At 48.3% G+C, this 23,996-nt stretch carries 29 protein-coding genes and 1 pseudogene; 19 read left to right on the forward strand and 11 right to left on the reverse strand.

Annotated elements, in window-relative coordinates; all coding sequences use genetic code 11:
• Positions 1 to 5: 5 nt before the first annotated feature.
• Complete coding sequence (locus tag QUE23_RS00940) at positions 6 to 602, forward strand: formyltransferase family protein (RefSeq protein ID WP_286348848.1); 597 nt, start codon at positions 6 to 8, stop codon at positions 600 to 602.
• Positions 602 to 1,756, forward strand: a complete 1,155-nt coding sequence (locus QUE23_RS00945) for a cation:proton antiporter (protein WP_286348849.1) — start codon at positions 602 to 604, stop codon at positions 1,754 to 1,756. Before QUE23_RS00940 ends, QUE23_RS00945 begins: the two co-directional genes overlap by 1 nt.
• On the opposite strand, the gene QUE23_RS00950 is transcribed toward QUE23_RS00945, so the two are convergent.
• The gene (locus tag QUE23_RS00950; RefSeq protein WP_286348850.1) at positions 1,753 to 2,526 is read right to left on the reverse strand and encodes an outer membrane protein; all 774 of its coding nucleotides are present in this window, start codon (positions 2,524 to 2,526) and stop codon (positions 1,753 to 1,755) included. The genes QUE23_RS00945 and QUE23_RS00950 overlap by 4 nt on opposite strands.
• 153 nt (positions 2,527 to 2,679) lie before the next feature.
• On the opposite strand from QUE23_RS00950, the gene QUE23_RS00955 reads away from it, so the two are divergent.
• From QUE23_RS00955 to QUE23_RS00970, 4 genes are read left to right on the forward strand one after another with little or no spacing between them, the layout of a single operon-like run.
• A complete protein-coding gene (locus tag QUE23_RS00955; protein WP_286348851.1) occupies positions 2,680 to 3,129 on the forward strand; it encodes a hypothetical protein in 450 nt (149 codons plus the stop codon).
• Positions 3,069 to 4,682, forward strand: a complete 1,614-nt coding sequence (locus QUE23_RS00960) for a UvrA family protein (RefSeq protein ID WP_286348852.1) — start codon at positions 3,069 to 3,071, stop codon at positions 4,680 to 4,682. The genes QUE23_RS00955 and QUE23_RS00960 overlap by 61 nt, the downstream gene beginning before the upstream one ends.
• Positions 4,648 to 4,959 (forward strand): DUF1360 domain-containing protein, encoded by a 312-nt coding sequence (locus QUE23_RS00965; RefSeq protein WP_286348853.1) that lies wholly within the window; start codon positions 4,648 to 4,650, stop codon positions 4,957 to 4,959. Before QUE23_RS00960 ends, QUE23_RS00965 begins: the two co-directional genes overlap by 35 nt.
• Positions 4,887 to 5,468, forward strand: a complete 582-nt coding sequence (locus QUE23_RS00970; protein WP_286348854.1) for an ATP-binding cassette domain-containing protein — start codon at positions 4,887 to 4,889, stop codon at positions 5,466 to 5,468. The genes QUE23_RS00965 and QUE23_RS00970 overlap by 73 nt, the downstream gene beginning before the upstream one ends.
• Before the next feature lie 197 nt (positions 5,469 to 5,665).
• On the opposite strand, the gene QUE23_RS00975 is transcribed toward QUE23_RS00970, so the two are convergent.
• Entirely contained in the window at positions 5,666 to 5,806 is a 141-nt protein-coding gene (locus tag QUE23_RS00975; protein WP_286348855.1) for a hypothetical protein, read from the reverse strand.
• Between the two features lie 92 nt (positions 5,807 to 5,898).
• On the opposite strand from QUE23_RS00975, the gene QUE23_RS00980 reads away from it, so the two are divergent.
• On the forward strand, positions 5,899 to 6,135 hold the full coding sequence (locus QUE23_RS00980) for a hypothetical protein (protein ID WP_286348856.1): 237 nt from the start codon (positions 5,899 to 5,901) through the stop codon (positions 6,133 to 6,135).
• Between the two features lie 84 nt (positions 6,136 to 6,219).
• Here the strand turns inward: QUE23_RS00980 and QUE23_RS00985 are convergent.
• Positions 6,220 to 7,601 (reverse strand): annotated as a pseudogene (locus tag QUE23_RS00985) (phosphomannomutase/phosphoglucomutase).
• Positions 7,602 to 7,618: 17 nt separating this feature from the next.
• Positions 7,619 to 8,785 (reverse strand): class I SAM-dependent methyltransferase, encoded by a 1,167-nt coding sequence (locus QUE23_RS00990; RefSeq protein WP_286348857.1) that lies wholly within the window; start codon positions 8,783 to 8,785, stop codon positions 7,619 to 7,621.
• A 190-nt stretch (positions 8,786 to 8,975) separates the two neighbouring features.
• On the opposite strand from QUE23_RS00990, the gene QUE23_RS00995 reads away from it, so the two are divergent.
• Genes QUE23_RS00995 through hemC form a run of 8 tightly spaced genes read left to right on the forward strand, consistent with a single transcriptional unit; the run spans position 8,976 to position 15,313 of the window.
• The gene (locus QUE23_RS00995; RefSeq protein WP_221272193.1) at positions 8,976 to 9,416 is read left to right on the forward strand and encodes a Dps family protein; all 441 of its coding nucleotides are present in this window, start codon (positions 8,976 to 8,978) and stop codon (positions 9,414 to 9,416) included.
• Positions 9,416 to 9,694, forward strand: a complete 279-nt coding sequence (locus QUE23_RS01000; RefSeq protein ID WP_286348858.1) for a DUF2018 family protein — start codon at positions 9,416 to 9,418, stop codon at positions 9,692 to 9,694. Before QUE23_RS00995 ends, QUE23_RS01000 begins: the two co-directional genes overlap by 1 nt.
• Positions 9,672 to 10,100 carry a hypothetical protein gene (locus QUE23_RS01005; protein WP_286348859.1) on the forward strand — a complete coding sequence of 143 codons (429 nt, stop codon included), beginning with the start codon at positions 9,672 to 9,674 and terminating at the stop codon, positions 10,098 to 10,100. The genes QUE23_RS01000 and QUE23_RS01005 overlap by 23 nt, the downstream gene beginning before the upstream one ends.
• Positions 10,085 to 10,993 (forward strand): polyprenyl synthetase family protein, encoded by a 909-nt coding sequence (locus tag QUE23_RS01010; RefSeq protein WP_286348860.1) that lies wholly within the window; start codon positions 10,085 to 10,087, stop codon positions 10,991 to 10,993. Before QUE23_RS01005 ends, QUE23_RS01010 begins: the two co-directional genes overlap by 16 nt.
• A 9-nt stretch (positions 10,994 to 11,002) precedes the next feature.
• On the forward strand, positions 11,003 to 12,304 hold the full coding sequence (hemA, locus tag QUE23_RS01015; protein WP_286348861.1) for a glutamyl-tRNA reductase: 1,302 nt from the start codon (positions 11,003 to 11,005) through the stop codon (positions 12,302 to 12,304).
• The gene (locus QUE23_RS01020) at positions 12,304 to 14,028 is read left to right on the forward strand and encodes a proline--tRNA ligase (RefSeq protein WP_286348862.1); all 1,725 of its coding nucleotides are present in this window, start codon (positions 12,304 to 12,306) and stop codon (positions 14,026 to 14,028) included. The genes hemA and QUE23_RS01020 overlap by 1 nt, the downstream gene beginning before the upstream one ends.
• Positions 14,028 to 14,405: an FxsA family protein gene (locus tag QUE23_RS01025; RefSeq protein WP_286348863.1), complete on the forward strand. Its 378-nt coding sequence runs from the start codon at positions 14,028 to 14,030 to the stop codon at positions 14,403 to 14,405. The genes QUE23_RS01020 and QUE23_RS01025 overlap by 1 nt, the downstream gene beginning before the upstream one ends.
• Positions 14,402 to 15,313, forward strand: a complete 912-nt coding sequence (gene hemC / locus QUE23_RS01030) for a hydroxymethylbilane synthase (RefSeq protein ID WP_286348864.1) — start codon at positions 14,402 to 14,404, stop codon at positions 15,311 to 15,313. Before QUE23_RS01025 ends, hemC begins: the two co-directional genes overlap by 4 nt.
• Here hemC and QUE23_RS01035 read toward each other — a convergent pair.
• Together QUE23_RS01035 and QUE23_RS01040 are read right to left on the reverse strand one after the other, a co-directional pair.
• Entirely contained in the window at positions 15,303 to 15,962 is a 660-nt protein-coding gene (locus QUE23_RS01035; protein WP_286348865.1) for a potassium channel family protein, read from the reverse strand. The genes hemC and QUE23_RS01035 overlap by 11 nt on opposite strands.
• On the reverse strand, positions 15,959 to 17,284 hold the full coding sequence (locus QUE23_RS01040) for a TrkH family potassium uptake protein (RefSeq protein ID WP_286348866.1): 1,326 nt from the start codon (positions 17,282 to 17,284) through the stop codon (positions 15,959 to 15,961). Before QUE23_RS01040 ends, QUE23_RS01035 begins: the two co-directional genes overlap by 4 nt.
• A 400-nt stretch (positions 17,285 to 17,684) precedes the next feature.
• Between QUE23_RS01040 and QUE23_RS01045 the strand changes: the two genes are divergently transcribed.
• From QUE23_RS01045 to QUE23_RS01060, 4 genes are read left to right on the forward strand one after another with little or no spacing between them, the layout of a single operon-like run.
• Entirely contained in the window at positions 17,685 to 18,050 is a 366-nt protein-coding gene (locus QUE23_RS01045) for a hypothetical protein (RefSeq protein WP_286348867.1), read from the forward strand.
• A gap of 40 nt (positions 18,051 to 18,090) precedes the next feature.
• Positions 18,091 to 18,564 (forward strand): GTPase, encoded by a 474-nt coding sequence (locus QUE23_RS01050; RefSeq protein ID WP_286348868.1) that lies wholly within the window; start codon positions 18,091 to 18,093, stop codon positions 18,562 to 18,564.
• 8 nt (positions 18,565 to 18,572) lie between these two features.
• A complete protein-coding gene (locus tag QUE23_RS01055) occupies positions 18,573 to 19,019 on the forward strand; it encodes a hypothetical protein (RefSeq protein ID WP_286348869.1) in 447 nt (148 codons plus the stop codon).
• A 2-nt stretch (positions 19,020 to 19,021) separates the two neighbouring features.
• Positions 19,022 to 19,810, forward strand: a complete 789-nt coding sequence (locus QUE23_RS01060) for a hypothetical protein (RefSeq protein WP_286348870.1) — start codon at positions 19,022 to 19,024, stop codon at positions 19,808 to 19,810.
• 41 nt (positions 19,811 to 19,851) lie between these two features.
• On the opposite strand, the gene QUE23_RS01065 is transcribed toward QUE23_RS01060, so the two are convergent.
• The 5 genes from QUE23_RS01065 to QUE23_RS01085 form a co-directional block, all read right to left on the reverse strand.
• Positions 19,852 to 20,811 carry an asparaginase gene (locus QUE23_RS01065; RefSeq protein ID WP_286349467.1) on the reverse strand — a complete coding sequence of 320 codons (960 nt, stop codon included), beginning with the start codon at positions 20,809 to 20,811 and terminating at the stop codon, positions 19,852 to 19,854.
• 67 nt (positions 20,812 to 20,878) lie between these two features.
• Positions 20,879 to 21,112, reverse strand: a complete 234-nt coding sequence (locus QUE23_RS01070; protein ID WP_286348871.1) for a hypothetical protein — start codon at positions 21,110 to 21,112, stop codon at positions 20,879 to 20,881.
• Complete coding sequence (gene fliS / locus QUE23_RS01075; RefSeq protein ID WP_286348872.1) at positions 21,096 to 21,479, reverse strand: flagellar export chaperone FliS; 384 nt, start codon at positions 21,477 to 21,479, stop codon at positions 21,096 to 21,098. Before fliS ends, QUE23_RS01070 begins: the two co-directional genes overlap by 17 nt.
• A gap of 12 nt (positions 21,480 to 21,491) precedes the next feature.
• Positions 21,492 to 23,567 carry a flagellar filament capping protein FliD gene (fliD, locus tag QUE23_RS01080; protein ID WP_286348873.1) on the reverse strand — a complete coding sequence of 692 codons (2,076 nt, stop codon included), beginning with the start codon at positions 23,565 to 23,567 and terminating at the stop codon, positions 21,492 to 21,494.
• Positions 23,568 to 23,585: 18 nt separating this feature from the next.
• A complete protein-coding gene (locus tag QUE23_RS01085; RefSeq protein ID WP_286348874.1) occupies positions 23,586 to 23,993 on the reverse strand; it encodes a flagellar protein FlaG in 408 nt (135 codons plus the stop codon).
• Between the last annotated feature and the right edge of the window lie 3 nt (positions 23,994 to 23,996).

The following is a 23,996-nucleotide window of genomic DNA, read 5'->3' on the forward strand; positions in this document are numbered from 1 at the left end:
GCAAAATGGGGGCTTTTGCCCCCTTAAGAAAACATGCTAACATGCCCGGCATGCACTCTTTACACTTAGGCATTTTATTTAGCGGCGTGGGCTCTAATTTGCAAAACCTCGTGGAGACATTGCACCAACGAGTCTATTGGCAACAAGACACGCCTGTCAAATTAGAAGTCGTGTTGTGCGCCACAAACAACCCCAAAGCAGGAGGATTAAAGCGTTGCCAAAAACTCAACATGCCCTGCATCGTAGGCACAGAAGAGGATTTTATCTGTGCTTTTAAGGGCTGTGCTTTAATTTTATGTGCCGGCTACAATAAAATTTTAAGCCCAAAGTTTCTAGCCCACTTTAAAGCCCTAAACATCCACCCCTCTTTTTTGCCAAGGCACAAGGGGGCAAGAGCCCTAGAAAGGAGTTTTCAAAGCCAAAGCGGGCTAGGCGTGAGCGTGCATTGGGTGAGTGAGGAGCTAGATAGTGGGGAGCTGATTTTGCAAGAGCGTTTAAACCTAGAGCCTTTGGAGAGCTTAGCAGGCTACACCCAAAGGGTGCATGCCCTAGAGCATCGGCTTTACCCGCAGGCCGTGCTTAGAGCACTGGGGCTGACCTAATGCACGATTTGTTTATTTTGGTCGCCATCACGCCCTTGATCGTTTTAGCCCCCTATGCGAGTCGGTTGTTGAAAATGCCCGTGGCGGTGCTGGAGATCATTTTAGGCACTTTGGGGGTTTACTTCGGGCTGTTAAAACCCAATGAGGGCTTTAGCGCGCTGGCTGAAGTGGGGTTTTTGTTTTTGATGTTTTTGTGTGGCATGGAGGTGGATTTGTATGTCTTTAAACAAATGGATCGCCCCCTGCTGCAAAAAATCCTAAGCTACTTTGGGATTCTCTATGCCCTATCTAGCACGATCACCCTAAGCGCACACCTGCCCGCCCTCTACATCATCGCTTTGCCTATTGTGAGCTTGGGGATGATCATGACACTCGTGCGCGACTATGGCAAGGACAAGGCTTGGCTGGCTCTTGTGCTCAAAGTGGGGGTGCTCGGTGAGCTTACCAGCATCATTTTGCTCGTGGTCGTGGATGGGATTTACTTGCACGGACTGGGGGCGGATTTAGCGAAGGTTTTGGGGATTTTGTTCGCCTTTTTACTCATCATGGCGCGCTTGGTACGCACCTTTAGGGTCTTGTTTTGGTGGTTTCCTAGACTTAAAGCCTTCATCATGCCAAGCAATGAGGCAAATCAAGACATGCGTTTTGCGCTCATGCTCTTTTTTCTCTTGGTGGGGATTGTGGCGTGGCTGAAGTTAGAACTCGTTTTGGGGGCATTTTTAGCCGGCACGCTCATTTCGACCTTTTTCCCCCACAAGCACGAACTCTTCGACAAGCTCAATGACATCGGCTTTGGTTTCTTTGTCCCCCTATTTTTTATCCATGTCGGCTCGACTTTGGATTTGCACTTGATCTTAAGCCATCCTAGGTTTCTCACCCACGCCGCCTTAGTTATGGCGTGCATGGCAAGTTTGCACCTTTTTAGTAGTTTTGCTGTGTTTAAGGGGGAGTTAAAAAGCGTGAAAAACACGGCCATGTTTGCCATGAGCGCGTCCATGCCCTTAACTTTCTTAGTAACCACCGCCAGCGTGGGGCTAAGGGTGGGGGCGATCAATGAAGAAACTTACTATGCGTTTTTGCTAGCGGCGGTCTTTGAGGGGGTGCTTTTCACCACGCTCATTAAAATTTTACAAAGACCCCCTAAGCTAGCCTAGAAAGTGTAGAGATAGCGCACATACACGGAGTAGTCGCGCTTCAAGCTGTAATAATACCCTGCTGTGTTCGTACTTTTGGAGGGGAAGAAGGGATTGACGAGCATGGGGATTTTAATGCCAAGCTCTAAACCATTGTGTTTGTAAAGATTGGTCCTAAAGCCGAAGTTCAACCACACATTGAAATTGCCGTGGTGGGGCAGACCTGAGAGGTTAGAATTAGAGGCTTGGGCTAAAATGGCGGCTTTCCACGCGTTTAAAGTGGCGGCATTGACCTGCCACGCGTTCCCCCCGATGGCAAAGCCCGCAAACACACCCACGCTCGCATTCTTGCGGTCGATGAAGTTGCCCATGATGTCCGCCCCGATCCCATAGGCGACCATGCTCAAGCGGACATTTTGGTCATAGCCCACCTTGCTGTATTGCGGTCCCAAGTCGCTAAAGCCATAGTCTAAAAAGCCGTAGTAGCGCACGCCCAGCCATTTGGTTTTGGCATGGGGGATTTTAAAGAAGAATTTTTGCCCAATTAAAATCCCAAAGCCATTCATCGCCCCATTGGCGTATTTAGCATGCCAACTAACATTGGTGCCTTGCCAGTTTTTGTAATCAGGACCCGTGCCGGGAGGGTAGTCGCCCTTTACATTATATAGGTTCGTATTCATCCTGCCCTGTCCGATTTGATAATCCGCCCCAATAAAAACCCCGTTTTCTTCGGCCGCTAAACTCCCCATAACCCCGAAGGCTAGGGGCACACCTAGTAAAAACTTTCTCATCGCAATCCTTTAAAGTTCATCATAAAAAGTGAAATTAGAGCACAATCATAGCATGTTTAAACTCATAAAACAAGAATTTTATCTTTTTTTATTGCACGCCCCCCCAAGAATTTAAGTATAATAGCCCGCTATCTTACCAAAAAAGAGTTGCATTTGCCAAACAGCATTAAAATCCACGGCGCTAAAGAAAATAATTTAAAGAACATTGACCTGGAAATCCCCAAAAACCAATTCATCGTCTTTACGGGGCTTAGCGGTTCGGGCAAATCCACGCTCGCTTTTGACACTTTATACGCTGAAGGGCAGCGCCGCTATTTAGAATCGCTTTCTAGTTACGCCAGACAATTTTTAGACAAGGTAGGTAAACCCGCCGTAGACAAAATTGAGGGGCTCATCCCCGCCATCGCCATTGATCAAAAAACCACTTCTAAAAACCCCGCTCCACGGTGGGCACCACTACAGAGATTTACGATTATTTACGCCTACTCTTTGCGAGAGTCGGGCGGCAACACTGCCACTTGTGTGGCACGCCGGTCGCGTCCATGCAAGCTAGCGACATCATCGCCCAAGTCTTGCAAGAGTGTGCGGGGCGCAAGGTTTTAATTCTAGCCCCCCTTGTAGACAACAAAAAAGGGCATTTTAACGACATTTTACAAGGGCTACGCCAAAAGGGCTTTGTGCGGGCGCAAATTGACGGGGTGTTAACCCGCCTAGATGAGCCCTTAGAACTGGCAAAGAATAAAAAGCACAGCATTAAAGCCGTGGCCGATCGCCTTGAAGTGAGTGCAGGCAACCAGGCAAGACTCTCCAGTGCCTTAGAGCGGGCACTGGCTGAAGGCTATGGGCGGGTGGAGGTGTTGGACTTAGACACGAATAAAACCCGCCATTACAGCGAGCATTTAGCCTGCTTTGCTTGCAAAGTGAGTTTTGAGCCCTTAGAACCCGTGAGCTTTTCGTTTAATTCGCCTAGGGGGGCTTGTGATGAGTGTGCGGGGCTTGGGGCGAAGGTGAGTTTAGATCTGCAAAAACTCTTAGACTTTCATTTGCCCATCGCAGACATGAAAAGAGTTTTTTACAACAGTGCCTATTACAGCGCTTTGTTCGAGGGTTTTTGCGCCACAAATGGGCTAGACTTAAACAGCCCTTTTGAAAGTCTAGACAAGCACCAACAAGAGGCTTTGCTCTATGGCAATGGCAAGGAAGTCGACTTCATTTATAGACAACAGCCCATCAGCCGCCCGTGGATGGGGCTGATTCAAATCGTCTACGACTTGTTTAAAGATAAAAAGGACTTGTGTCAGTATATGGGCGAAAAGCTTTGCCCCAGTTGCAAGGGTCAGCGCCTAAACCCCAAAGCCTTAGCCGTGCGGGTGGCAAACTTAGGCATTGCTGAGATCTTAAACATGCCTATAAACGCGGTGCACGCCTTTTTTCAAGACTCTAAACACTTTGCTTATTTTAGCCCCCAAGAGCAGCGCATTGCCGCCCCGATTTTAAAAGAGATTTGCGAAAGGGTGTTTTTTTTAGTGGATGTGGGACTGGGCTATCTCACTTTGGGGCGAGACGCGCGCACCTTAAGCGGGGGTGAAAGTCAGCGCATCCGAATCGCCAGCCAAATTGGCAGCGGTTTAACCGGGGTTTTGTATGTGCTTGATGAGCCTAGCATAGGCTTGCACGAGCGCGACACCGCCAAACTTGTACGGACCCTAAAGAACTTGCAACAAAAGGGCAACACTTTAATTGTGGTGGAACACGACAAGGAAACGATCCGGCAAGCAGATTTTATTGTGGATATTGGCCCTAAAGCGGGCAAGCACGGGGGGCAGGTGGTCTTTAGCGGGAGTGTTCAAAAGCTCTTGCAAAGCAAGCACCCCACGGCCTTATACCTGCAAGGGCTAAAAAACATCACAAGGGCGAAACGCGCCTTGCCTAAAAACCCGCCTTATTTGCAATTAAAGGGCGTTTCTATCCACAACATCCAAAACCTGCAGGTGAAAATCCCGCTTAGGCAGTTTGTGTGTGTGACGGGGGTGAGTGGGAGCGGTAAAAGCTCTCTCATTTTACAAACCTTGCTGCCCATCGCCCAAGAGAAGTTGAACCACGCCAAAAAGGGCGGGGGGAGTGGGGGTTGTGCAAGGTTTGGAGCATTTAGATAAAGTGATTTACCTAGATCAAGCCCCCATAGGCAAGACCCCAAGGAGCAACCTTACCACTTATACGGGGGTGATGGACGACATTCGAGAGCTCTTTGCCCAAAGCAAGGACGCAAAAATGCTCGGATACAGCGCGAGTCGTTTTAGCTTCAATGTGCGGGGGGGCGGTGTGAGAAGTGCCACGGGGAGGGGGAAATTAAAATTGAAATGCACTTTTTGCCCGATGTGCTGGTGCAGTGTGGCAGTTGTAAGGGGAGCAAGTACAACGAGCAGACCCTAGCCGTAAAAATCAAGGGCAAGTCCATTGCCGATGTGTTGCACATGAGCGTGGAGGAGGCTTTGGAGTTTTTCTCTAAAATCCCCAAAATCGCCGCCAAATTGCAGACTTTAAACGCCGTGGGGCTGGGCTACATCACGCTGGGCCAAAACGCCACGACTTTAAGCGGGGGGGAGGCGCAACGCATTAAACTTGCCAAAGAATTGAGCCGCAAGGACACGGGCAAGACTTTATATATCTTAGACGAGCCGACCACGGGGCTACACTTTGAAGACATACAATTGCTCTTAAATGTCTTGCACTCGTTGGTGGCGTTGGGCAATTCTATGATCGTGATCGAGCACAATTTAGACATCATCAAAAATGCAGATTATGTCATCGACATGGGACCTGAGGGGGGCAGTGGCGGAGGGCAGGTGGTGGCGGTAGGCAGCCCCGCCACTTTAGCCAAAAACCACGCCAAAACGGGGAGTTTCACGGGCAAGTACCTGGCTCTAGAATTGGGGCTTTAACAAACACCACTGGGTAAATCAGTAACCCATTAGACTTCGAAGTCCTTATTCAATGGACTTAAAGCATTTGCCAAGGAACTTTAAGCCCATTAGGTGATCGCATCAAAAAACTTTCGTTTACCAAAGTAAACAAGAGTTTTGGTATAGTCTGCGGTATGAAAACCAAGGATTAGGCGAGAGCTTGATCTAGAGGGTTTTCAAATTTTTGGAAGGAGAATGTTATGAGCAACAGCAGCAACAGCAGCAACAGCAGGAACAGCAACAATAGCAATAACAGCAGCAGCAGCAACCGCAATAACAGCAATAACAGCAACAACAGCAATAACAGCAACAACCAAGACTAAGTTGTGCTTGCCCCTCTCCCCCTTGTGGGGGGAGGGAGTTCCTTGGATCCCTTGAGAATTTTCCTAGCCCATTTTAAGAACCCCTTGTGAAACTGGAGCCTGAAAGCCCTAAGAGCGATTTTAACGCCGTACTGAGTTTAAAATCTAACCGCCTGCATAGCCTAAGCCCACCTTGTAGCTCAGGTGCAAAACCGCTAAATTGTGCCAAGTCTAACAACCAAACCCAAAACCCAAGAAATCCAAGAGCAGACTTAACGCCCACATTTTTGGCACAAACGCAAACCATGCTAAACATTTTATGCTCCAAAAAACCTAAAACCTAAAAATACAGCCCACATGCCCGCATCTGTGCTTAAAGCATGGCTGCATTTTTACAAGCGCAATTTAAAAGCCCGCAATTTGGGCGGTTAAAAGCCGAGCAAGCCGAGCACCGCTTGTTTGTAGGTCTGTGCGCTCTCTTGATCTTTGCCTTCAAAGCGCGTTACTAGGTGGGGGTGGTGTTGCTCGCCCGCACCAGCGCAAAGCCGTCTTGAAACACCACTCTAACCCCGTCAATGTCGATCAAATCCACAATGGGGGGGAAGTTTTGGGGCAGTCGCCCTTTTAAACTTTCTTTGAGCTTGTCAATGATTTGAAACTTCTCCTCTTCTTCGACAGAAATTTTTTCTTCAGGGGTTTTATACGAGTAAGGCAGGGTTTTTAAGCTCTCTTCTAGGGCAGTGGGGCTTTGTTCTAAAAACAACTCCAAGAGGCGCAAACAGGCGTAAAGCGCATCGTCATAGCCAAAATAGCGGTCGTTGAAGAATAAATGCCCGCTCATTTCAGCGGCAAAGTGGGCGTTGGTTTCTTTGAGCTTGACCTTTAAATTGCTGTGCCCCGTTTTATACATGATTGCTCGCCCCATGGCGTTGATGGCGTTGTACATGACTTGCGAACATTTGACTTCACCAATCACTAAAGGTTTAATGCCCTTTTTGGAGAGACTTTTAGCAAATAAAATCGCCAACTCATCGCCCGCATAGATGTGATTAGGTGTGAGTAAGGCTACCCGATCCGCATCCCCGTCAAAGGCGATGCCTATGGGGATTTGGTGCGTTTGCATGTGCGCTTGCAAGTCTTTTAAATTTTTAGACTCGCTAGGGTCGGGGTGGTGGTGGGGGAAAGTCCCATCGGGGGCGGCATAAAGGCTGTCAAACTTGACATTGAGCGCCCTTAGCACGGGCTCTAAGCCGATCGCCCCCACCCCATTGCCAAAATCTAACGCGATTTTATAGGGGAAGTCTTTTAAATGCGAAAAGGCGTTGATTAAATAAGCGTGGTAGGCTTCTTTGGCGTGGAGTTTGTGGGCGGGCGTGGGCTTGGGGGTGTAGGGCGTGGGGGTTTTTAAGATTTTGTCTTTGAGCTCTTGGATGGGCCTGCCCGTAAAAGGGCTTTTGGTCTAGGGTGATTTTAAAGCCATTGTATTGGGGGGGTTGTGCGAGCCGGTGATCATGATAGAGTGGGGGGTGTGGGTGTTGTCAATGGGATTGAAGGTGGCAAAGTAAGCCACAGGCGTGGGGACAAGCCCCATATCATAAACTTCTACAAAGTTTTCAAGCCCGCTTTTAAGCCACTCAAATAAGATGGGCGAGTGAGTCCTAGCGTCATAGCCTAAAGCCACTTTGGGGCAGGTTTGTGCCATGATTTTGCCTAACTCTAGCCCGATTTGGCGCACACAAGGCTCGTTTAAATTCTTGTTGAAAATCCCCCTAATGTCGTATTCTCTAAAAATGCTTGGGTCTAATTGCATCAAAGTCCTTTACTGGTTTACTGGTAAATATAGGCGTTTGTCAAGGGGATGGTGTTGTCTACACTGTTGGTTAAAAGCAGTTGGTAGAGGTCCACGCTACCTACCCTAAAGGCGGAGGCGCAGCTGTTTAAGTAGAGCGACCACATACGGATGAAGCGGGCATCATACATTTGGGAGATTTGCTCTTGTTTGTCGCAAAAGTTTTTATACCAAAGGTCCAGGGTTTTGGCGTAGTGTAAGCGCAAACTCTCGGCTAAGACTAAGTGAAAATCGCTTTCACTGGCAACAGAAATCACTTCACGCAAAGAGGGCAGATACCCGCCGGGAAAAATGTATTTATCGATCCATGCGTTGGTGGTGCCCTCAAAGCAACATAAAATGGAGTGCAGTAAGAACATGCCCCCCACTTTCAGCACTTCCTTGACTTTTTTAAAGTAAAAGGGCAGATTCGCCTTGCCGACATGCTCGAACATCCCCACGCTCACGACCTTATCAAAGCGGTAATGCAAGCCGTCCAAATCTTGGTAATTTAACAGCTTGATCGTAACCCGATCGGACAATCCTAAATCCTTCACCCGTTGGCTCGCCTGCTTAAATTGCTCTTCAGAGATGGTGATTCCCATCACTTCCACATTGTATTCTTGCGCTGCCCGAATGGAGAGATAACCCCAACCACAGCCAATGTCTAAAAGTTTTTCGCCCTGCTTGAGGTCTAATTTTTTTAAGGTGTGATCTAACTTTTGCAATTGGGCTTGGTACAAAGTGTCGCTTTCTTTTTTAAAGTAAGCGCAAGAGTAGCTAAGGGTTTCATCTAGCCACAAGGCGTAAAAGTCATTGCCTAAATCGTAGTGGCTTTTGATGTTGGACTTTTCTTTGTCGGCGGGCTGGATGGGTGTGGCGTTGTCGTGCTTGTGTAAGTGGTCGTAATTGGTTTGTAAATACAACACCCGCATCACAGCGTCCATCGAGCCCTCAATGTCGATCAGCCCGTCCATGTAGGCTTCGGCAATGGTTAAGGACATGTCCTTTTTAATGTCGCTCATTTTTAAGGGGCGGTTGATTTTTATGGTGAATTGTGGGGTTTTGGTGCCGTTTTGGTAGACTTCCTTGTCCCAAAACACCACGCGGTAATCCCCATTTTTCCACTTTTTAAACATGGATTTTAGAAAAATTTTAGAGAGCATTTTTAAGACCTTCATTTATACTTAAAAATCCGCAAGTGCGCTAAGGCGTGTAAAGCCGCCATTGTAAACTAATTTCATTTAAAAATCCTTAGCGTTGCGCGGCCAAAAGTTTGCGTTAACCATTTTTAGGCTAAAATGGGCAGCTAGTTTTTTAAGACTAGTGAGCAAAAAACTATAAAAAAGGGAGTTTATGAAAACAAAGACACTTGATCTACTGAGACAACTTCAAGCCGACAGCATCGTTTTGTTCATGAAGTTACACAATTTCCATTGGAATGTGAAAGGGCATGACTTCCACGCCGTACATAAATTCACGCAAGCCGTGTACGAAGAGTTTGCCGACATGTTTGACGATTTGGCCGAAAGGGTGGCGCAACTAGGGCATGTCCCCGTGGTAACCCTTGCCGAGGCGTTGAAAGTCGCCCACATTAAAGAGGAGAGCAAGCACAGTTTCCACTCTAAAGAAGTGTTTGAAGCCGTTTTGCACGACTACGAGCATTTAGAAAAACACTTTACCCAACTCTCGGAATTTGCCGATGAAGCGGGCGATAAGGTTACCGCCGCCTACGCTGACGAACAGCTTGCCAAATTGCAAAAATCTGTGTGGATGCTCAAGGCTAGCCTAGCCTAATGCGACAAGATTTAGAGGTCTTGGAGGGCGACCCCCTCGAAAAATGGGGGGAAATCCTACTGCACGCTAGTCCCAAGCGTTCTTTGGAAGAACTGGAGCGGTTTTTGGAGTGGCGGGCTTTAGGCACACTGTTTTTAGAGCAAGAGGGCTTAGAGGACAAATTTGAGACATTGTTAAAACAGCTCAAATTTGACCCTGCCTTGCAAGAAAGAGTGCACGCCAAAAAGGTGGATTTAGCCATACAATCCATGGCGCATGTCCTTAGCGGGCATGAGTAGGCTTTGGCTCGTGTTGCTGCTCGCCTCTATCTTATCTACTAAGCCTTTGGATCGCACGCTCACGCTTAAAAAAGACGAAGTTTTTAGCGGGGAGTTGCGCCTAGGCAAAATTAAAAAGCCCTTGAGTTTGCGTTGGACTTTGTTTAAAGACCACGGGTTGGTGGTGCATTTGAACTTAAACCACTTCCCCTATCAGTTCATTTTATATAAAGATTTTCAGCGCAACACCTTTAGGGCGGACATTTTCAAAGAAACCACCCCTCCCCAAGAGGTTGCAAACAATGAGGGTGCAAACAATTTAGAACGCCCCTATTTTTTGGTAACGTTCAAAAACTTTGACATGCAAAGGGGTGTGGCGGCCTTAAAAGTCAAAGCGTCCCCACAACTTAAATGGATCGAGCCCTAATGTTAGAGCGCATACAAGAAAAAATCGGGGCATTTTTAAAGGAAGTGCAAAGCCCCCAAGCCCTGCATATGGCACAAAACTTAGGCGTGGGTAAAATGCTAAGAAGCCGCCTTATCCTAACCATTTGCGCCAAACATCCTAAGCTCGTGGACTTTTGCGCCATCATAGAAATGATCCAAACCGCATCCTTGCTCCACGATGATGTCATCGACAACGCCGCCACAAGGCGCGGACACGAATCGCTAAACTACACTTTTGGCAACACAAACGCCATCATGCTCGGCGACATTTTTTACTCCAAAGCCTTTTGCGCCTTAGCCGACTTTGCTAAACCCGTGATAGAAGTGGTCGCCCAAAGTGTGGTGGCTCTCTCAAGGGGCGAAATCAAAGACACCCAAATGGCTGAAGCCTTTAACCCCAATCAAGATTTTTACATAGACATGGTTGCCGACAAGAGCGCAGCCCTGATTGTGGCGAGCAGCGGGGGGGCGGCTCTGTTGGCAGGCTTAGACTTTGAGAAATACGCTGCCTTTGGGCGCAACTTTGGCATTGCCTTCCAAATCATTGACGACTTGCTAGACATCACCCAACCCAAAGAGGTGCTAGGCAAGCCCGCCTTTAGCGACTTTAAAGAGGGCAAAAGCACCCTACCCTACATTCTCTTGCACCAACGCCTAAACCCCGCAGAGCAGGGCATTTTGAAGGGGCATTTTAAAAGCCCCAAAGAGGAGGCAAAGCTGTGGTGCAGCGAAAAATTTCAAGAACACAACATCGTCCAAGCCACTTTGCAAGAGGCCAAAGCTTACACCTACAAAGCCCTAGAAGCGATCAGGGGCGAGAACAACCAAGCCCTGGAGGCGATGGCCTTGCGGGTTTTAGAAAGACAATTTTAGGGGGCTAGAGTGGATTCGTATTACAGTGTCCTTAGTTTCACATATAAACGCCTACCCATTGAGTTGCGCGAGCAGTTGGCTTTTAAGGACAACGCCGCCCTGTTGCACTTCTTGCAAGACTTGAAGCACCAACAGCCCAGCCTTAAGGAAATCATCGGGCTTTGCACTTGCAATCGGGTGGAATTTTACTGCTATGGGGCGGTGGATTTTGGCATGGTGTTGGAGGCACTCGCCCACGCCAAGAGCTTGCCCCTAGCCCTTTTGCAAGAAAAAAGCACGCAATACACCCACACGGAGGCGGTTTATCACAGCTTTAGCGTGGCAAGCAGCCTTGATAGTTTAGTCGTGGGCGAAACCCAAATCACGGGGCAGCTCAAAGAGGCGTATAAAGCGTGTTTTGAGGCAAAGCTTTGCGGCAAGCATTTAAGCCGCTTGACGCATTTTGCCTTTAAATGTGCGGGGCGGGTAAGGAGTGTTACCGCCATTTCTTCGCAAGTTGTATCCATTGCGTCCATGGCAGTCAAGCAAGCCCTAGAGGTGCTAGAAAGCGAAAACTTGCCTAAAAAGGCGGTGGTGGTGGGTGTGGGGCAAATGGGGCAACTTGTGTGTAAACACCTGCTTGCTAAGGGCTTTGAAGTGCTTTTGTGTAACCGCAGCCTAGAAAACGCCCAAAATTTCATGGACACCCTCAATGAACCCCACATGCGCATTGATGGCCTAGAGAATTTAAAAACACACATCAACACCCACCCCTTTTGTTTCAGCGCCACCCACTCCCCAAACCCCCTCATCACGCCCGACATGCTAGAGCCCACCCCCTTTAGGCGCTTTTGGTTTGATTTGGCCGTGCCAAGAGACATCCAAGACCCCAAAGACTCTAGCGTGTGGCTTTACAGCGTGGATGATTTAAAAGGAGTCGTCTCCGACAATTTAGAAAAACGCCAAAAAGACACCGCCAAAGCGCATGCCATCATCGCCGAGGACACGGCGCAATTCTTTGCATGGCTGCAGACTTTAGAGCTAGACCCACTCATCAAGGGGCTTAGAGACCTTGCCAAACAAGCCGCCCTTAAAGAGCTCAATAAAGCGGTGAAAAAGGGCTACATCCCCCCCGAGTTGCAAGACAATGTCGCCAAAATCCTACACAACGCTTTCAACACCTTTTTACACCAACCCACCGCCACCCTAAAGAAAAACGCCCACAAAGAGGAGGGCGACATGCTAGGCGAGGCGCTAAAAACCCTTTTTAGTCTAGGAAGCGACCCGTTGTTTTTAAACGCTTACCGCTGCGAACATTCTAAAGGACTTTAATGCGTTACTCCAAACTCTTTGCCCCCACTTTAAAAGAACCCCCCAAAGACGCGGTGCTCAAAAGCCACCAATTTTTGGTGCAAGCGGGCTACATCCAACAAATTGGCAGTGGGGTGTATAGCTTTTTGCCCCTGGGACAGAGGGTGCTTAAAAAAATCATCAGCATCATAGATGAGGTCATGCAAGCGCATGGGGCGCAAAGCTGCTTGTTTAACTTTGTTACGCCCGCTAGTTTATGGCAAGAGAGCGGGCGTTTTGACAAGTATGGCAAGGAACTTTTAGTCTTTAAAGACCGCAAAGACAACGATTTTGTGCTAGGCCCCACCCACGAGGAAGTGGCGACAGCGATCGCCAAAGCCCACATTAAAAGCTACAAGCAGCTCCCCATCAATCTCTACCAAATCCACACCAAATTTAGGGACGAAATTCGTCCCCGCTTTGGGCTCATGCGTGCTAGAGAATTTATCATGAAGGACGCTTACAGCTTCCACGCCGACACCACCGACCTAGATAGAGAATTTGAGAACATGCATCAAGCCTACCATGAAATCTTTACACGGCTAGGGCTTAAAGTGCGTGCGATTGAAGCCGACAGCGGGGCGATTGGGGGCAGCAAGAGCAAAGAGTTTGTGCTCTTAGCCCCCTGTGGGGAGGACACTTTGGTGGCCTGTGCCAGTTGCGCCTATGTGGCAAATATAGAGGTCGCCAAGAGAGCCAAGAGAGCAGAGCCGGACAATGTCCCTAAAGCCGCCTTTGCCAAATTCCCCACCCCCAACACCCCCAGCATTGAGGCGGTGAGTGCCTACTTAAAGGTGGAGCCCTTTTTTATCTTAAAAGCGGTTGTAAAAAAAGTGCTTTTAGACAATGCAGAAAGCCAACTGGCGGTATTCTTTGTGCGGGGTGATGACAGCTTAGAGGAAACCAAAGCTTTAAACGCTTGCAAAAGCCAGGTGCCCGCTTTAAGTTTAGAAGACATAGAGGGCGCAGAGCTAAGAAAATATGGGCTCTTTGCCGGCTACATCGGGCCTTATGGCTTGCAGCACCTTGTGCCAAATGCTTTAGTTTTCTTTGACACGGATTTACAAGAAGCCGACAGCCTAATTTGTGGGGCGAATGAAGAGGGGATGCATTTTGTGGGCGTGGATTTAGCCACCTTTAGCGGGCTAAATTACCAAGACATCGCCACTGCTGGGGCAGGGCAGGCGTGCGCTCTGTGTGGAGGGGTGCTAGAACACCACAAGAGCATAGAGGTGGGGCACATTTTCAAACTCGGGGACAAATACTCTAAGAGTCTGGGGGCGCAGTTTTTAGACAAAGAGGGGCGGGCGTGTTGCTTTGAAATGGGCTGCTATGGGATCGGGGTGAGTCGTCTGCTTGCCGCCATTTTGGAGCAAAATGCCGATGAAAAGGGCTGTGTGTGGAGTGGTAGCACCGCTCCCTTCAAGGTGGTGCTGATTGTGGCAAACACTAAAGATCACGCGCTCGATGACTTAGGCGAGTCTCTTTACACGGAGCTTTTAAACGCTAAAGTGGAGGTGCTTTTAGACGACAGAGCCGAACGTTTTGGGGCAAAAATGGCGGATTTTGAGCTGATGGGCTGCTCTTATGCGCTCATTGTAGGCAACAAGGCCAAAGAGGGGGTGTTTGAGATCATCAAACGCCACGGCTTAAGCAAACAAGAGATGAGCCAACAAGAGGTCCTAGACTTCCTTAAGGGTGTGTAATGCCCTTTGTGTTCTTGCTTGGACTTGGCTACTTGGCCTTTGAAATTTATTTAGTGGTGCAGGTGGTGAATCGCTTCGGGGTTTTTTCCTTTTTGCTTGAGGTGGCGGCGAGCGCGTTTTTAGGGGGCGTGGTGCTGTTAAGAGGCCCCTTTCACAACCTAACCGAGCTTGTCAATGAGCGGCTAAACCCCTTGTCGTGGGCTGAAGGGCTGTTTTTGCGCTCGGTGGGCGGGGTGTTGTTGCTCTTGCCCGGAGTGCTGTGCGACATTTTCGGCTTGCTCTTGCTCTTGGTGGCTAGTGTGCGTAAGAAAGAGCCCACAACAGACCCCAATGGGCCCGAAATCATTGATGTGGAAGTGAGCGATAAGAAAAAATGAGGGAATTGGTGATCGGGAGTCGGGGCAGCCAGTTAGCCCTGTGGCAAGCCCGCTACATACAAACGCAATTAGAAACTTTGGGCTTAAAAAGCCGCATTGAGGTCGTCAAAACCAGGGGGGATAAAATCCTAGATGTCCCTTTGGCTAAAATCGGGGGCAAGGGGCTTTTCACCAAAGAGCTCGAAGAGCTTTTGCTCGTGGGGGCGTTAGACTTAGCCGTGCATTCGCTTAAAGATGTCCCTGTGGATTTGCCCCCCCCCTTAAGCCTAGCCTGTGTCAGCAAAAGGGCGGATTCTAGAGATTGCTTTTTGAGCGTGCATTACCCCTTTTTAGAGGATTTGCCCCCAGGCGCAAAAGTGGGCACCACTTCCCTGCGCCGCTGCATGCAGCTAAAGAGACTGCGCCCCGATTTAGACACTTTGAGCCTTAGGGGCAATGTCCAAACCCGCTTGCAACGCCTAAAAGAGGGGGCGTTTGATGCGATCATTTTAGCCTATGCGGGGGTGGAGCGGCTGCAAATACGCATGCCTTATTGCGTGCCTTTGAGCTTCAAGCAAATGCTCCCGTGCATGGGGCAGGGGGCACTGGGCGTGGAAATGGCAAGCGACCACCCGCTCTTTGCCACCATCACACAGCTAAACGATCCAAGAAGCGCGTTTTTATGTGGGCTAGAGCGGACTTTTATCGCTAAACTCAATGGGGGCTGTCAAGTGCCTCTAGGCGTGCATGCGTCCTTGAAGGGGGAGGTGCTAGACATGCGCGCTGTTGTGGGGTTGGTGGATGCAAGCCAAGTGGTGGAGGAGCGGGTGAGTGGGCATGTGCAAGAGGCGGATGAACTTTTGCAGCTGCTCTTAGAGCGCTTTATAGAAAAAGGGGCGTTGGAGATTTTAGAGCAAATCAGCCTTTAGGCTTGTTGGCTAAAAGGACATCCACTTCCTTAGCTGCCCCGATTAAAAGCAAAATGTCCCCCTCGGCTAGGAGTGTGCCCATAGGGACTTGGTAATCCCACTGCGCCCCGTGCTTGAGCGCCACGACCTCTAAATCCGCTTTAGAAATGTCTAAGAAATCCTGCAACGTCCTTTGGGCGTGTTCGGGGGTGATGAGTAGGCGCACAAGGCGCATGTGCGTGGTGATCTCTATGATGTCTAAATGGGGATTCAGGCTAAGCCCTCTAACAAGGCGTTTAGCTGCGTCCCTTTCGGGGTAAATCACCCGGTCCGTGCCGATTTTGGCGAGAATTTTACCATGGATAAGTGTAGAGGCCTTGGCGATCACTTCCTTAACCCCGCTCTCTTTGAGTGCCATCACGGTTAAAATGGAGGCTTCCACGCTTTGGCCTATGCTCACAATCGCAATGTCGGCTTCGTTGATGCCCGTTTCCTTGAGGGCTACGCTGTCGGTCGTGTCTAAAATAAACAAATTATCGCACACGCTTTTAAAGAGCTTCACCCGCTCTTCATTGACATCGGCAGCGATGATTTGCTCCCCATTTTCAATGAGACCCCTAGCGACATGCCCGCCAAATTTGCCTAAACCCAAAACCGCATAAGTTTTCATAAAACCACCTCTTCTTCAGGGTAGTGGACATGGTGCGTTTTGCTCTTACCCACCAACGCCATGCTAAAGACCAACACGCCCACCCGCCCCATAAACATCAAGAGCATTAGATACAACTTCCCAAAACTGTTAAACTGCGCCACCAATGAGAGATCGCCCCCATTGCCCGTACTCACCCCCACTGTGCCAAACGCCGAACAAATCTCAAAGAACAAATGTAAGAAGAATTTGTTTTGGCGGTCTTCAGTTGCGCTTAAAATCATGGCAGAAACGACAATGTAAAACAGGGCGACAATGAAAATCAAAAAGGATTTTTTCACCGCACTTTGGGGGATGGTGCGCTTAAACAGCACGACTTCTTGCCCTTTTAGAGCATGGTAGGCGTAGGCTAGAAGGATTGTTAGTGTGGTGATTTTAATCCCCCCCGCTGTGCTGGCTGGTGCTGCCCCTATCACCATCAGCAGTGAGGAAAAGAATAGACTCTCATCGTGCAAACTTGCTATGTCTATGCTGTTAAAGCCCGCTGTGCGTAAATTCACCGAGAGAAAAAACGCTGCCATCACTTTCGCCCATGTACTCAAACTCCCTATGCTCTTAGGGTTGTCCCACTCAAAGAGCAAGACCACCGCCACGCCAAGCAAAAGAAAACCCAAAGTCGCCCACAGCACAATGCGCGTGTGTACGCTTAGGCGGGCTTTTTTGCGGTAGTTATAACACTCGCTTAAGACCAAAAAGCCCAAACCGCCCAAGATGATGAGGGCGCAAATGATGAGGTTGATCGGGACATTTGTTTGATATTCCACCAAATTAGAGGCAAAAATGCTAAAGCCGGCGTTGTTGAAGGCAGAAATGGCATGAAACAGCCCCGCCCAGAGGGCTTGCTTAAGGGGTAAATGCAGTGCAAAGCACACGCTCAAAAGCAGGGCCCCCACGCCCTCAATTGCCAAAGTGAAAAGCAGGATTTTTTTAAGATACAAGATCACGCCCTGCATGTTGGGGTAATCTAGCGACTCTTTAAGCATTAAACGCCCTTTAAAGCCCATTTTCTTCCCCAAGAGCAAGAACAAAAACCCCGCCAGCCCCATGTAGCCAAAGCCCCCTGCCTGTATCAACCCCAAGAGCACCGCCTGCCCATAGACGCTAAAATCTGTCGCGGGGTTTGTGGTGATGAGACCTGTTAGGCACACTGCAGAAGTGGCAGTGAAAAACAAGTCTAAAAAGGCGACGGGTTTAGTGTGCATGGGGGCCAAATCAAGCACAAGGGCCCCCACAAGGGCTAAAAGTACATAGCTGCCCACGATCATGCCAAAGACTTTACGCAAGCGATCACCGCCCTAGCCTAAATTAAATTAAATTAAAGGGGAGTCATTATAGCACAGCGCGGCGGAGTTTGTTGATATAAGTTTATTAAAGCATGACTTTTAGTTAAAAGTATAAATTAATTTTTTGTGCTAAGACAGAAAAAATAGACGGCATGGCGTTGAGAGCTTGGCCACTTGTCCTTATTGCGGTGTTTTTTAACTAGGTGTTTTTTAACTACGTCTATAGTTTTTAGCCCCTTTAGAGTCCTTTAGCTTTCTTGTATTGGGGTGTGTTGGGGGCTGGTGTTACCTCTATACCCCTTTTTTAACTTTTTAACCCTATGTTTTAAAATCCCCTTGACTCTCTCTCTCTCTCGTTAAAATGCTTTTGTCTTTTTTAATTTTTTATAGAAAGGAAACGATGGCTGATACGGAATTGATCTATGAAACATTGAAAGGTGAGTATTGTAAAGTAAAGCACATTAGTGGGACTAGCGACTATATACCAAATCCTGAGGCTAGAACTTGGATTGAGTTTTACAAAACCTATTCGGGCGACTCCAACCCCATTTGTTGCAACGCGGAATGTAATGAAAGTGCGAGCATAGGCGCACATGTTAAAGTGGATCGCATTGGCAATAAATACTATATCGTGCCTGTGTGTTCTAGCCATAACCCCCCTAGAGCCAAAGACCCCTCTTGGGTTGTAAAAAGCGGGACGAGAGCCGTGCCACAAAATTTAGAGAAATCGCCCCAAAAAGGGTTTTGGGAATCCATTTTTGGGTAGGTCTGTATGTTTTGCAAAGTCAATTTAAAAAAGGACAAACATGGCTAAAGCGGTTTTTCTGTATGGATCGCCGGGAGTGGGTAAAACGGAATTAGGCAATGTGTTGGTTGAGGAAAAATTTAAGGGGGGTTACAAACAGACAACACAAGCTAAGGCGCGTGAGAAGAAGAGATGGTGGGGTGAAAATTTTGTCGTTGTGGATTGCACGGGAGAGAACCACAGCCTAAACGAAGCCACAATCGCCGAAGTGAAAAAGCAATATAGTCTAGACGACTCGGATTGTAAAAGCGTGTATGTCTTTGATGCAAACAAGCCCAGCACTTGCGATCGCTACGATTTAGACAGCCACAAAAGGCATGCAAACGAGTTTTATTGTTTGGGTACGCATTTAGACGAAATTAGCCAAGAGGAGTTCAACAGGTGGATTAAGGACTTGCAATCCGTGTGTGCTGTCAATATCTTTGATCTCACAAAAGCTCCTTATAGCGACATTTGTAGCTTTTTAAAGCTATAAGGCATGTGATGAGCGTTTATGCCCAAATGCAAAGCCTTAGCAACGATGCGCTCTTGGTGGTACAAGACACGTACTTGCTAGAGGGTGCGTCAGCCGATCAAGCTTTGCAAATCCTCAACAAAACGCTCTTGGGCTTCAAGGGCGATCTTGACAAAGAGGGCATTTATGTTGTGAGGGGCATGCACCTAGCCTATCTCAAGCACCCTAAGCAAGACAATATCGGGCGGGCGTGCTTTGCGGTCTTTGTCTATGACAAAAACGAGAGTTTGGAGGCGGTGGGGGCAAGTGCATTGGTGCTTGGGTTTGGAGGGGATATTTTAGAACGCCTAAAAGCCCTAGACCAACACGCCAAAAAGGGGCTAAAGATTAAAAAGGTTTCTCTTTTAGCGGCGTTGATGGGAGGACTTGGGGCTTTGGTGGCTTTTGCCACACACACATTGACACATAAAGGATAAACATGCAAAAGTATCTATTGTTGGGCGAGAACAAACTAAGAGAATTTAAAAAAGATCAGGAACTTGGCAAGTCTTTTGGTTTTGGTAAAATCACCTATGGCGGTGGATCTTTGGTTACAAAATTTGGCGAAAGACTGAGCCCCTCTAGCGATGAAAGTTTTTTACTGCTCGAGTCAGACATTTTCCCGGGGCGTTACTACAAATTGGAAACTTATCAGCAAGACTATTGGCTCGATGTGGCGGATTTCTTAGACATGCTCTTTTCTAAAATGGGGAAAGAAAAATTTTATATCCACATGAGCAAAACAAGCAGTGCCTATAGTGAAAGCAAAAAATCCCTAGGCGTGGGTCTTGGCGATTTTAAAGTGGGCACACAGGCACGCAATTATGCCGAAAACCACAACAACACATCTCTTACGCGTGGATCAGGCAATTATGGCTATAAAGAGTCTGCATCGGGGTTAGACAGTTGGCTTAGTCAGCAACAAGTTACAGACACCGATTTAGGCAATTTGGGCGTACGGGCTGTGGTGGATGCCTTTAAGCGTAATGGGGGCAGTATCCAAAGTGGAGCGGAGTTTGTGAGTTGCTTTGAAATGGAAAAAACCCTTAAAGAATCCACGGAAATCCAATGCGAGATCAGTGCTGGTATAAGCGAGGGGGCTAAACATTATGTCAAGAGTTTTGCCAATAAGGCAAGCAGTTCTAAAAAAGGGGGCATTTTTAGCAGTTCTAGCAACGATGGCGAAACTTACGAAAAATACACGCTGTTTTATTACGCTAAATTTTAGGGCAAGCTAGGTTTAGGCAAAGGGGGCTTAGCCCCCTTATCCTAATGCGTGTTAAAAAACTCTTGAATGACCTCGGGGTTTGTGGTTTTAAGTAGGGCTAATTGCAATAAGACCCTTGCTTTTTGGGGGTTTAAATCCCCGGCACGCACAAAGCGATAACGGACATCGTCCACTTCGCCAAGTAAAACGCACCCACTGCCCACACGGCTCGAGCGCACCACGACCACACCCTGCTTAACCGCCTGTGCCATCGCTTCTAAGAGGGTTTGGCTCACATTGCCATTGCCTAGCCCTGCCACCACCACGCCTTGCACGCCCGCTTGTAGAGCGGCTTTCAATAGAAAATCCCCACAATCTACATGGGTGTAAACCACCGCCACTTTAGGTAGGGGTGCTGCTGTGTCCTTTAAGACTAGTTGGCTTTGCAGGGTGTGCTTTTTGGTGGGCTTGGCGTGAAAGGACACATGACCATAGTAGACATGTCCGATGGACCCCACATTTGGGGCTTTGAAGGCACCTAAATGGCTAGTGTGGGTCTTGCTGACATCACGTGCGCTATAAATACTCTCATCCATGGCCACCAAAACCCCAAGCCCCACACTTCCAGGGTGGGCACACACAGCTAGAGCGTTGTAAAGGTTTAGCGGCCCATCGGGACTTAGGCTCGTGGAGTTGCGCATCGCCCCTGTGAGCACCACGGGTTTACAAGATTGCGCATTCAAGTGCAAGAAGTAAGCCGTCTCTTCCATTGTATCCGTGCCATGCGTGATGACAAAACCTTGTATATCCTCTTGTGCGCTTAGGGTGTGGATTTTTTCTAAGAGTTGCAGCCAAATGCCGCTGTGCATGTCTTGTGAACCGACATTAGAAATTTGCATGCTCTCGATTTCTATGCCCTTTGGCACAACCCCTTTAAGCAAATCCCCCACACCGACCTGCCCACTCGTATAAGCCCCACCCTCTCCTGTACCCGCGATTGTCCCCCCTGTCGCTAAAACCATAACTTTATCCACTTAAAACCCCTTTTTTAGGGCATTGTAACGCTTTAAGTTTAATGCTGTTTAACGTCTACGAGACTTCTAAGAATTTTTGGGCAGCTTTGAGTTGGCGCATTTGCGCGCCTAAAGTGCGTTGTTCTACTTGTAGACGCTCAATGGTAGTGGCAATGAGAGTTCTTGCGCTTTGCAAGGTTTCTAAATCAGTGCAAGGGCTACTTAGAAAGGGGCAAGTTTCGACCAAAAAAGAAGCACGCTCTAGGTTGTTTTCCAAAAGCGCAACTTTAAGCTCATCGACCCAGTTCATGAGGGTGTATCTCTCTCCACGCTTCTAAAAGCCCCCGCGCCACACGCATCACCAAATCGATTTTTTCGCTGTCATTCTCAACATTGGCTTGGGTGAGTAGTTTGATTTGGTGGGTGTAGAGCCCAGTGAGATACACAGCGACCTCTCCACCCCGCTCATAGTCTAAGATATTCAGCAACTCTGTAAAAATATCTGTAACTTTGTTAATGTAGACGATCTTCCTTTCAATGTCCCCAGCTTCCATATGGCGTTTGGCTTGGGCAGCAAACTTTAAAATCCCCTCGTAGAGCATTTCAATGAGCTTGGCAGGCGACTCCACGGTAACCGCATTCTGCTGATACATGTTGTAGGCGTTGGCTTTAAACATTCTCTCCCTTTCTTAGTTCTTTTTAGCGGCTGCCTGATCGATCATCATCTGCACCGCATCAAAGGATTTATTCGCTTTTGAAATGCGCTCATCGTAAGCGGCGAAGCGCTCTGCCATCGTGTCATAGCGAGTCTTGAGCATTTCCATCGCACTATCCTTGTCTTTTTTAAGGTCTTTGGCATCTTGTTCTAGCGAATCTTCGTATAATTTCAAACGCGCATTTCCACCATCGACCAAACCCGCCAAAACTTTATCTAAGCGGATAAAAATCCCGTCTTGGTGGATTTCTTTACCTCCCATGCCCTTGACATCGCTGCCATAAAAGAAGTCTTGAGCGGCTTGGGGGTCGGTTTCGATCGCATTTGTGAGCCTAGCCTCATCTAGACTCATTTTGCCATGCTCATCTAGGCTAATGCCGTATTTCATTAAGCTATCCACCCCCTTCGCGCTTGTAATGCTAAAGGCGATGGCGTTGTTGATGGAGGAGCGAATTGTGCGGATGTCGCTCACCCCATTGAATACCCCGGCGATGTGGGTGTCTGGGTCGTAGCGGGTGGTTTCGTCTAATTTGGGCATCAATTCATTGTAGGCTTTGACAAAGGCTTTGATGTTGTCTACGATCGCCTTGCTATCCCTGGTGATGCTCACAATGGCGGGCTTGCCCGGATCGGTTTTGGCGAGCAAAGTTAAAGACACCCCATTGATCACATCGTTGACCTCATTGGTGGGGCGGGTGATGGTCGCGCCGTTGTAGGTAAATTTCGCATCCGAAGCACGCTGCAGATTTTTAAACCCAAAGAGATCGTGCATTTTGGCGTAGGACTGGCTCAAGCCCTCACTTAAGCCCAAGCTAGACACCGCCGCCTTGCCCGCTGCCCCCACGCCCGAAATACGCAGCTCTCCGCTGTCGCTGTTTAAGACTAACTTCCCATCTGCGCCCAAAGAGGCGTGCAAGCCGCTGATGGCATTGATGGCTTTAACGATCGCCTTGCCATTGTCATCGCTGGAGTTGGCTAAAAAAGTGATTTTAGAAAGGTCAATGGCATGTCCATTGAAGTTCACCACCCCTTTAATTTGCCCGGAGGGGATACCTGTTTTACCCTTAACAAGGTCGTCTGTGCTAGAAGTGGTTTTCACAAAACCGAGCTCTGCTGCCTTAGCCCCGCCCACTTCTACGCCAAACCCCCTTTTGTCATTGAGGATCAAAGACTTACCATCGTTGATGAGCCCCACGTTGAGCTGTCCGTTCTCTAGAAGGGATTTGGTTTGAGGGTTAGCCTCTAATGCCTTTTTGATCGCCTCTTGCAAGGCCTGATTTTTGTTCTGTACAGGGGTTTTGGTGCCGATGGTTAGGGTGATGGGGATTTTTACCTCTTGCCCCTGTGCATCCTTCACCTTAATGAAAAAATCATCCTCGGTGGTTTTACCCGTGGTGGGGTCTTTGCTGCCCGCCACCAAAGTGATGGGCGCATCGCTGCTCAAATGGGAGATCACGCTCGTGCCGAAGTAAATGCGGCTATTTGCCCCAGGGTTTTTGCTGTTGAGCATGAGCTGGTAGGGCTTGTCTCCCCCCGTTTTCATCACAATGCCTAAAACATTGCCATCGGTCGCATCTGTGATCGCCTGCGCCACATCGCCTAGGCTCATCCCGGCTTTAATGTCGATGGTGTAGTTCTTGCCATTGGTGTAAAAGTGCAATTTGGTGTTGGCTTCGCTAAAGGCATCGTCTCGGTCCCTAAAGTGAGTGGTTACCTCATTGATGTCGCCCTGGGCTAGGTCTTCTACTTCGACCTTAATATTTTGCATCGGAATGCCCGGGCTCACTGTAGCTTTAACGGCACTTCCACTCACACTGCTGTTGCGGCTCGTGTAAGTGGAGTAGTCGGTAAGAGCACTTACAGGGGCTTTGAGATTGGAGATGAGACTTTTGATTTCAATGAGGGCTTTTTGTTTTTCAACATTCGCCTCCATTTTTTTTTCAATGGGGGCAACCATCATTTGTTCATCGGCTTTTTTGAGTTTGTCGATCACATCGTAGTTTAAAACCTTACTGCCAATTCCTAACGAACTAAGTTTTCCAATTCCCATGTGTTGCTCCGGTGCGCTCTAGCCCTTTTTGTCGAAGATGATCCCCAAAATATCGCGCATTTTCTCGGTGAGCTTAATCACCTCCTGCGAGGGGATTTCACGGATGATCCGATCCCCATTGCTGTCCTTAATTGTTACAACAAGGCTATGCAAAACCTCGTTGTAACTAAAGGTCAATTTCGACTCAATACGCTTCATCTTCTCGTTGAGCTCTTTCGTCAGCTTCTGCAAATCCTGTTCCCCTAAAGGGGTTTCTTCGTCCTTTTTGCTGTGCTCTAACTTGCTTTCGTTGACAGAAGACACCTCTGGGTTTTTTAGATTGGGTGTATGGGCAGTGCGGGGTGCATCTAACTGTGTAGTGTTTTGTGTAGTGTTGAATTGTGTAGTGTTGACATGCGGGGTGACGCTTGCAATCTCTGTAGACATAGA

It is taken from the genome of Helicobacter felistomachi, from assembly GCF_030296895.1.
Taxonomy (GTDB): domain Bacteria; phylum Campylobacterota; class Campylobacteria; order Campylobacterales; family Helicobacteraceae; genus Helicobacter; species Helicobacter felistomachi.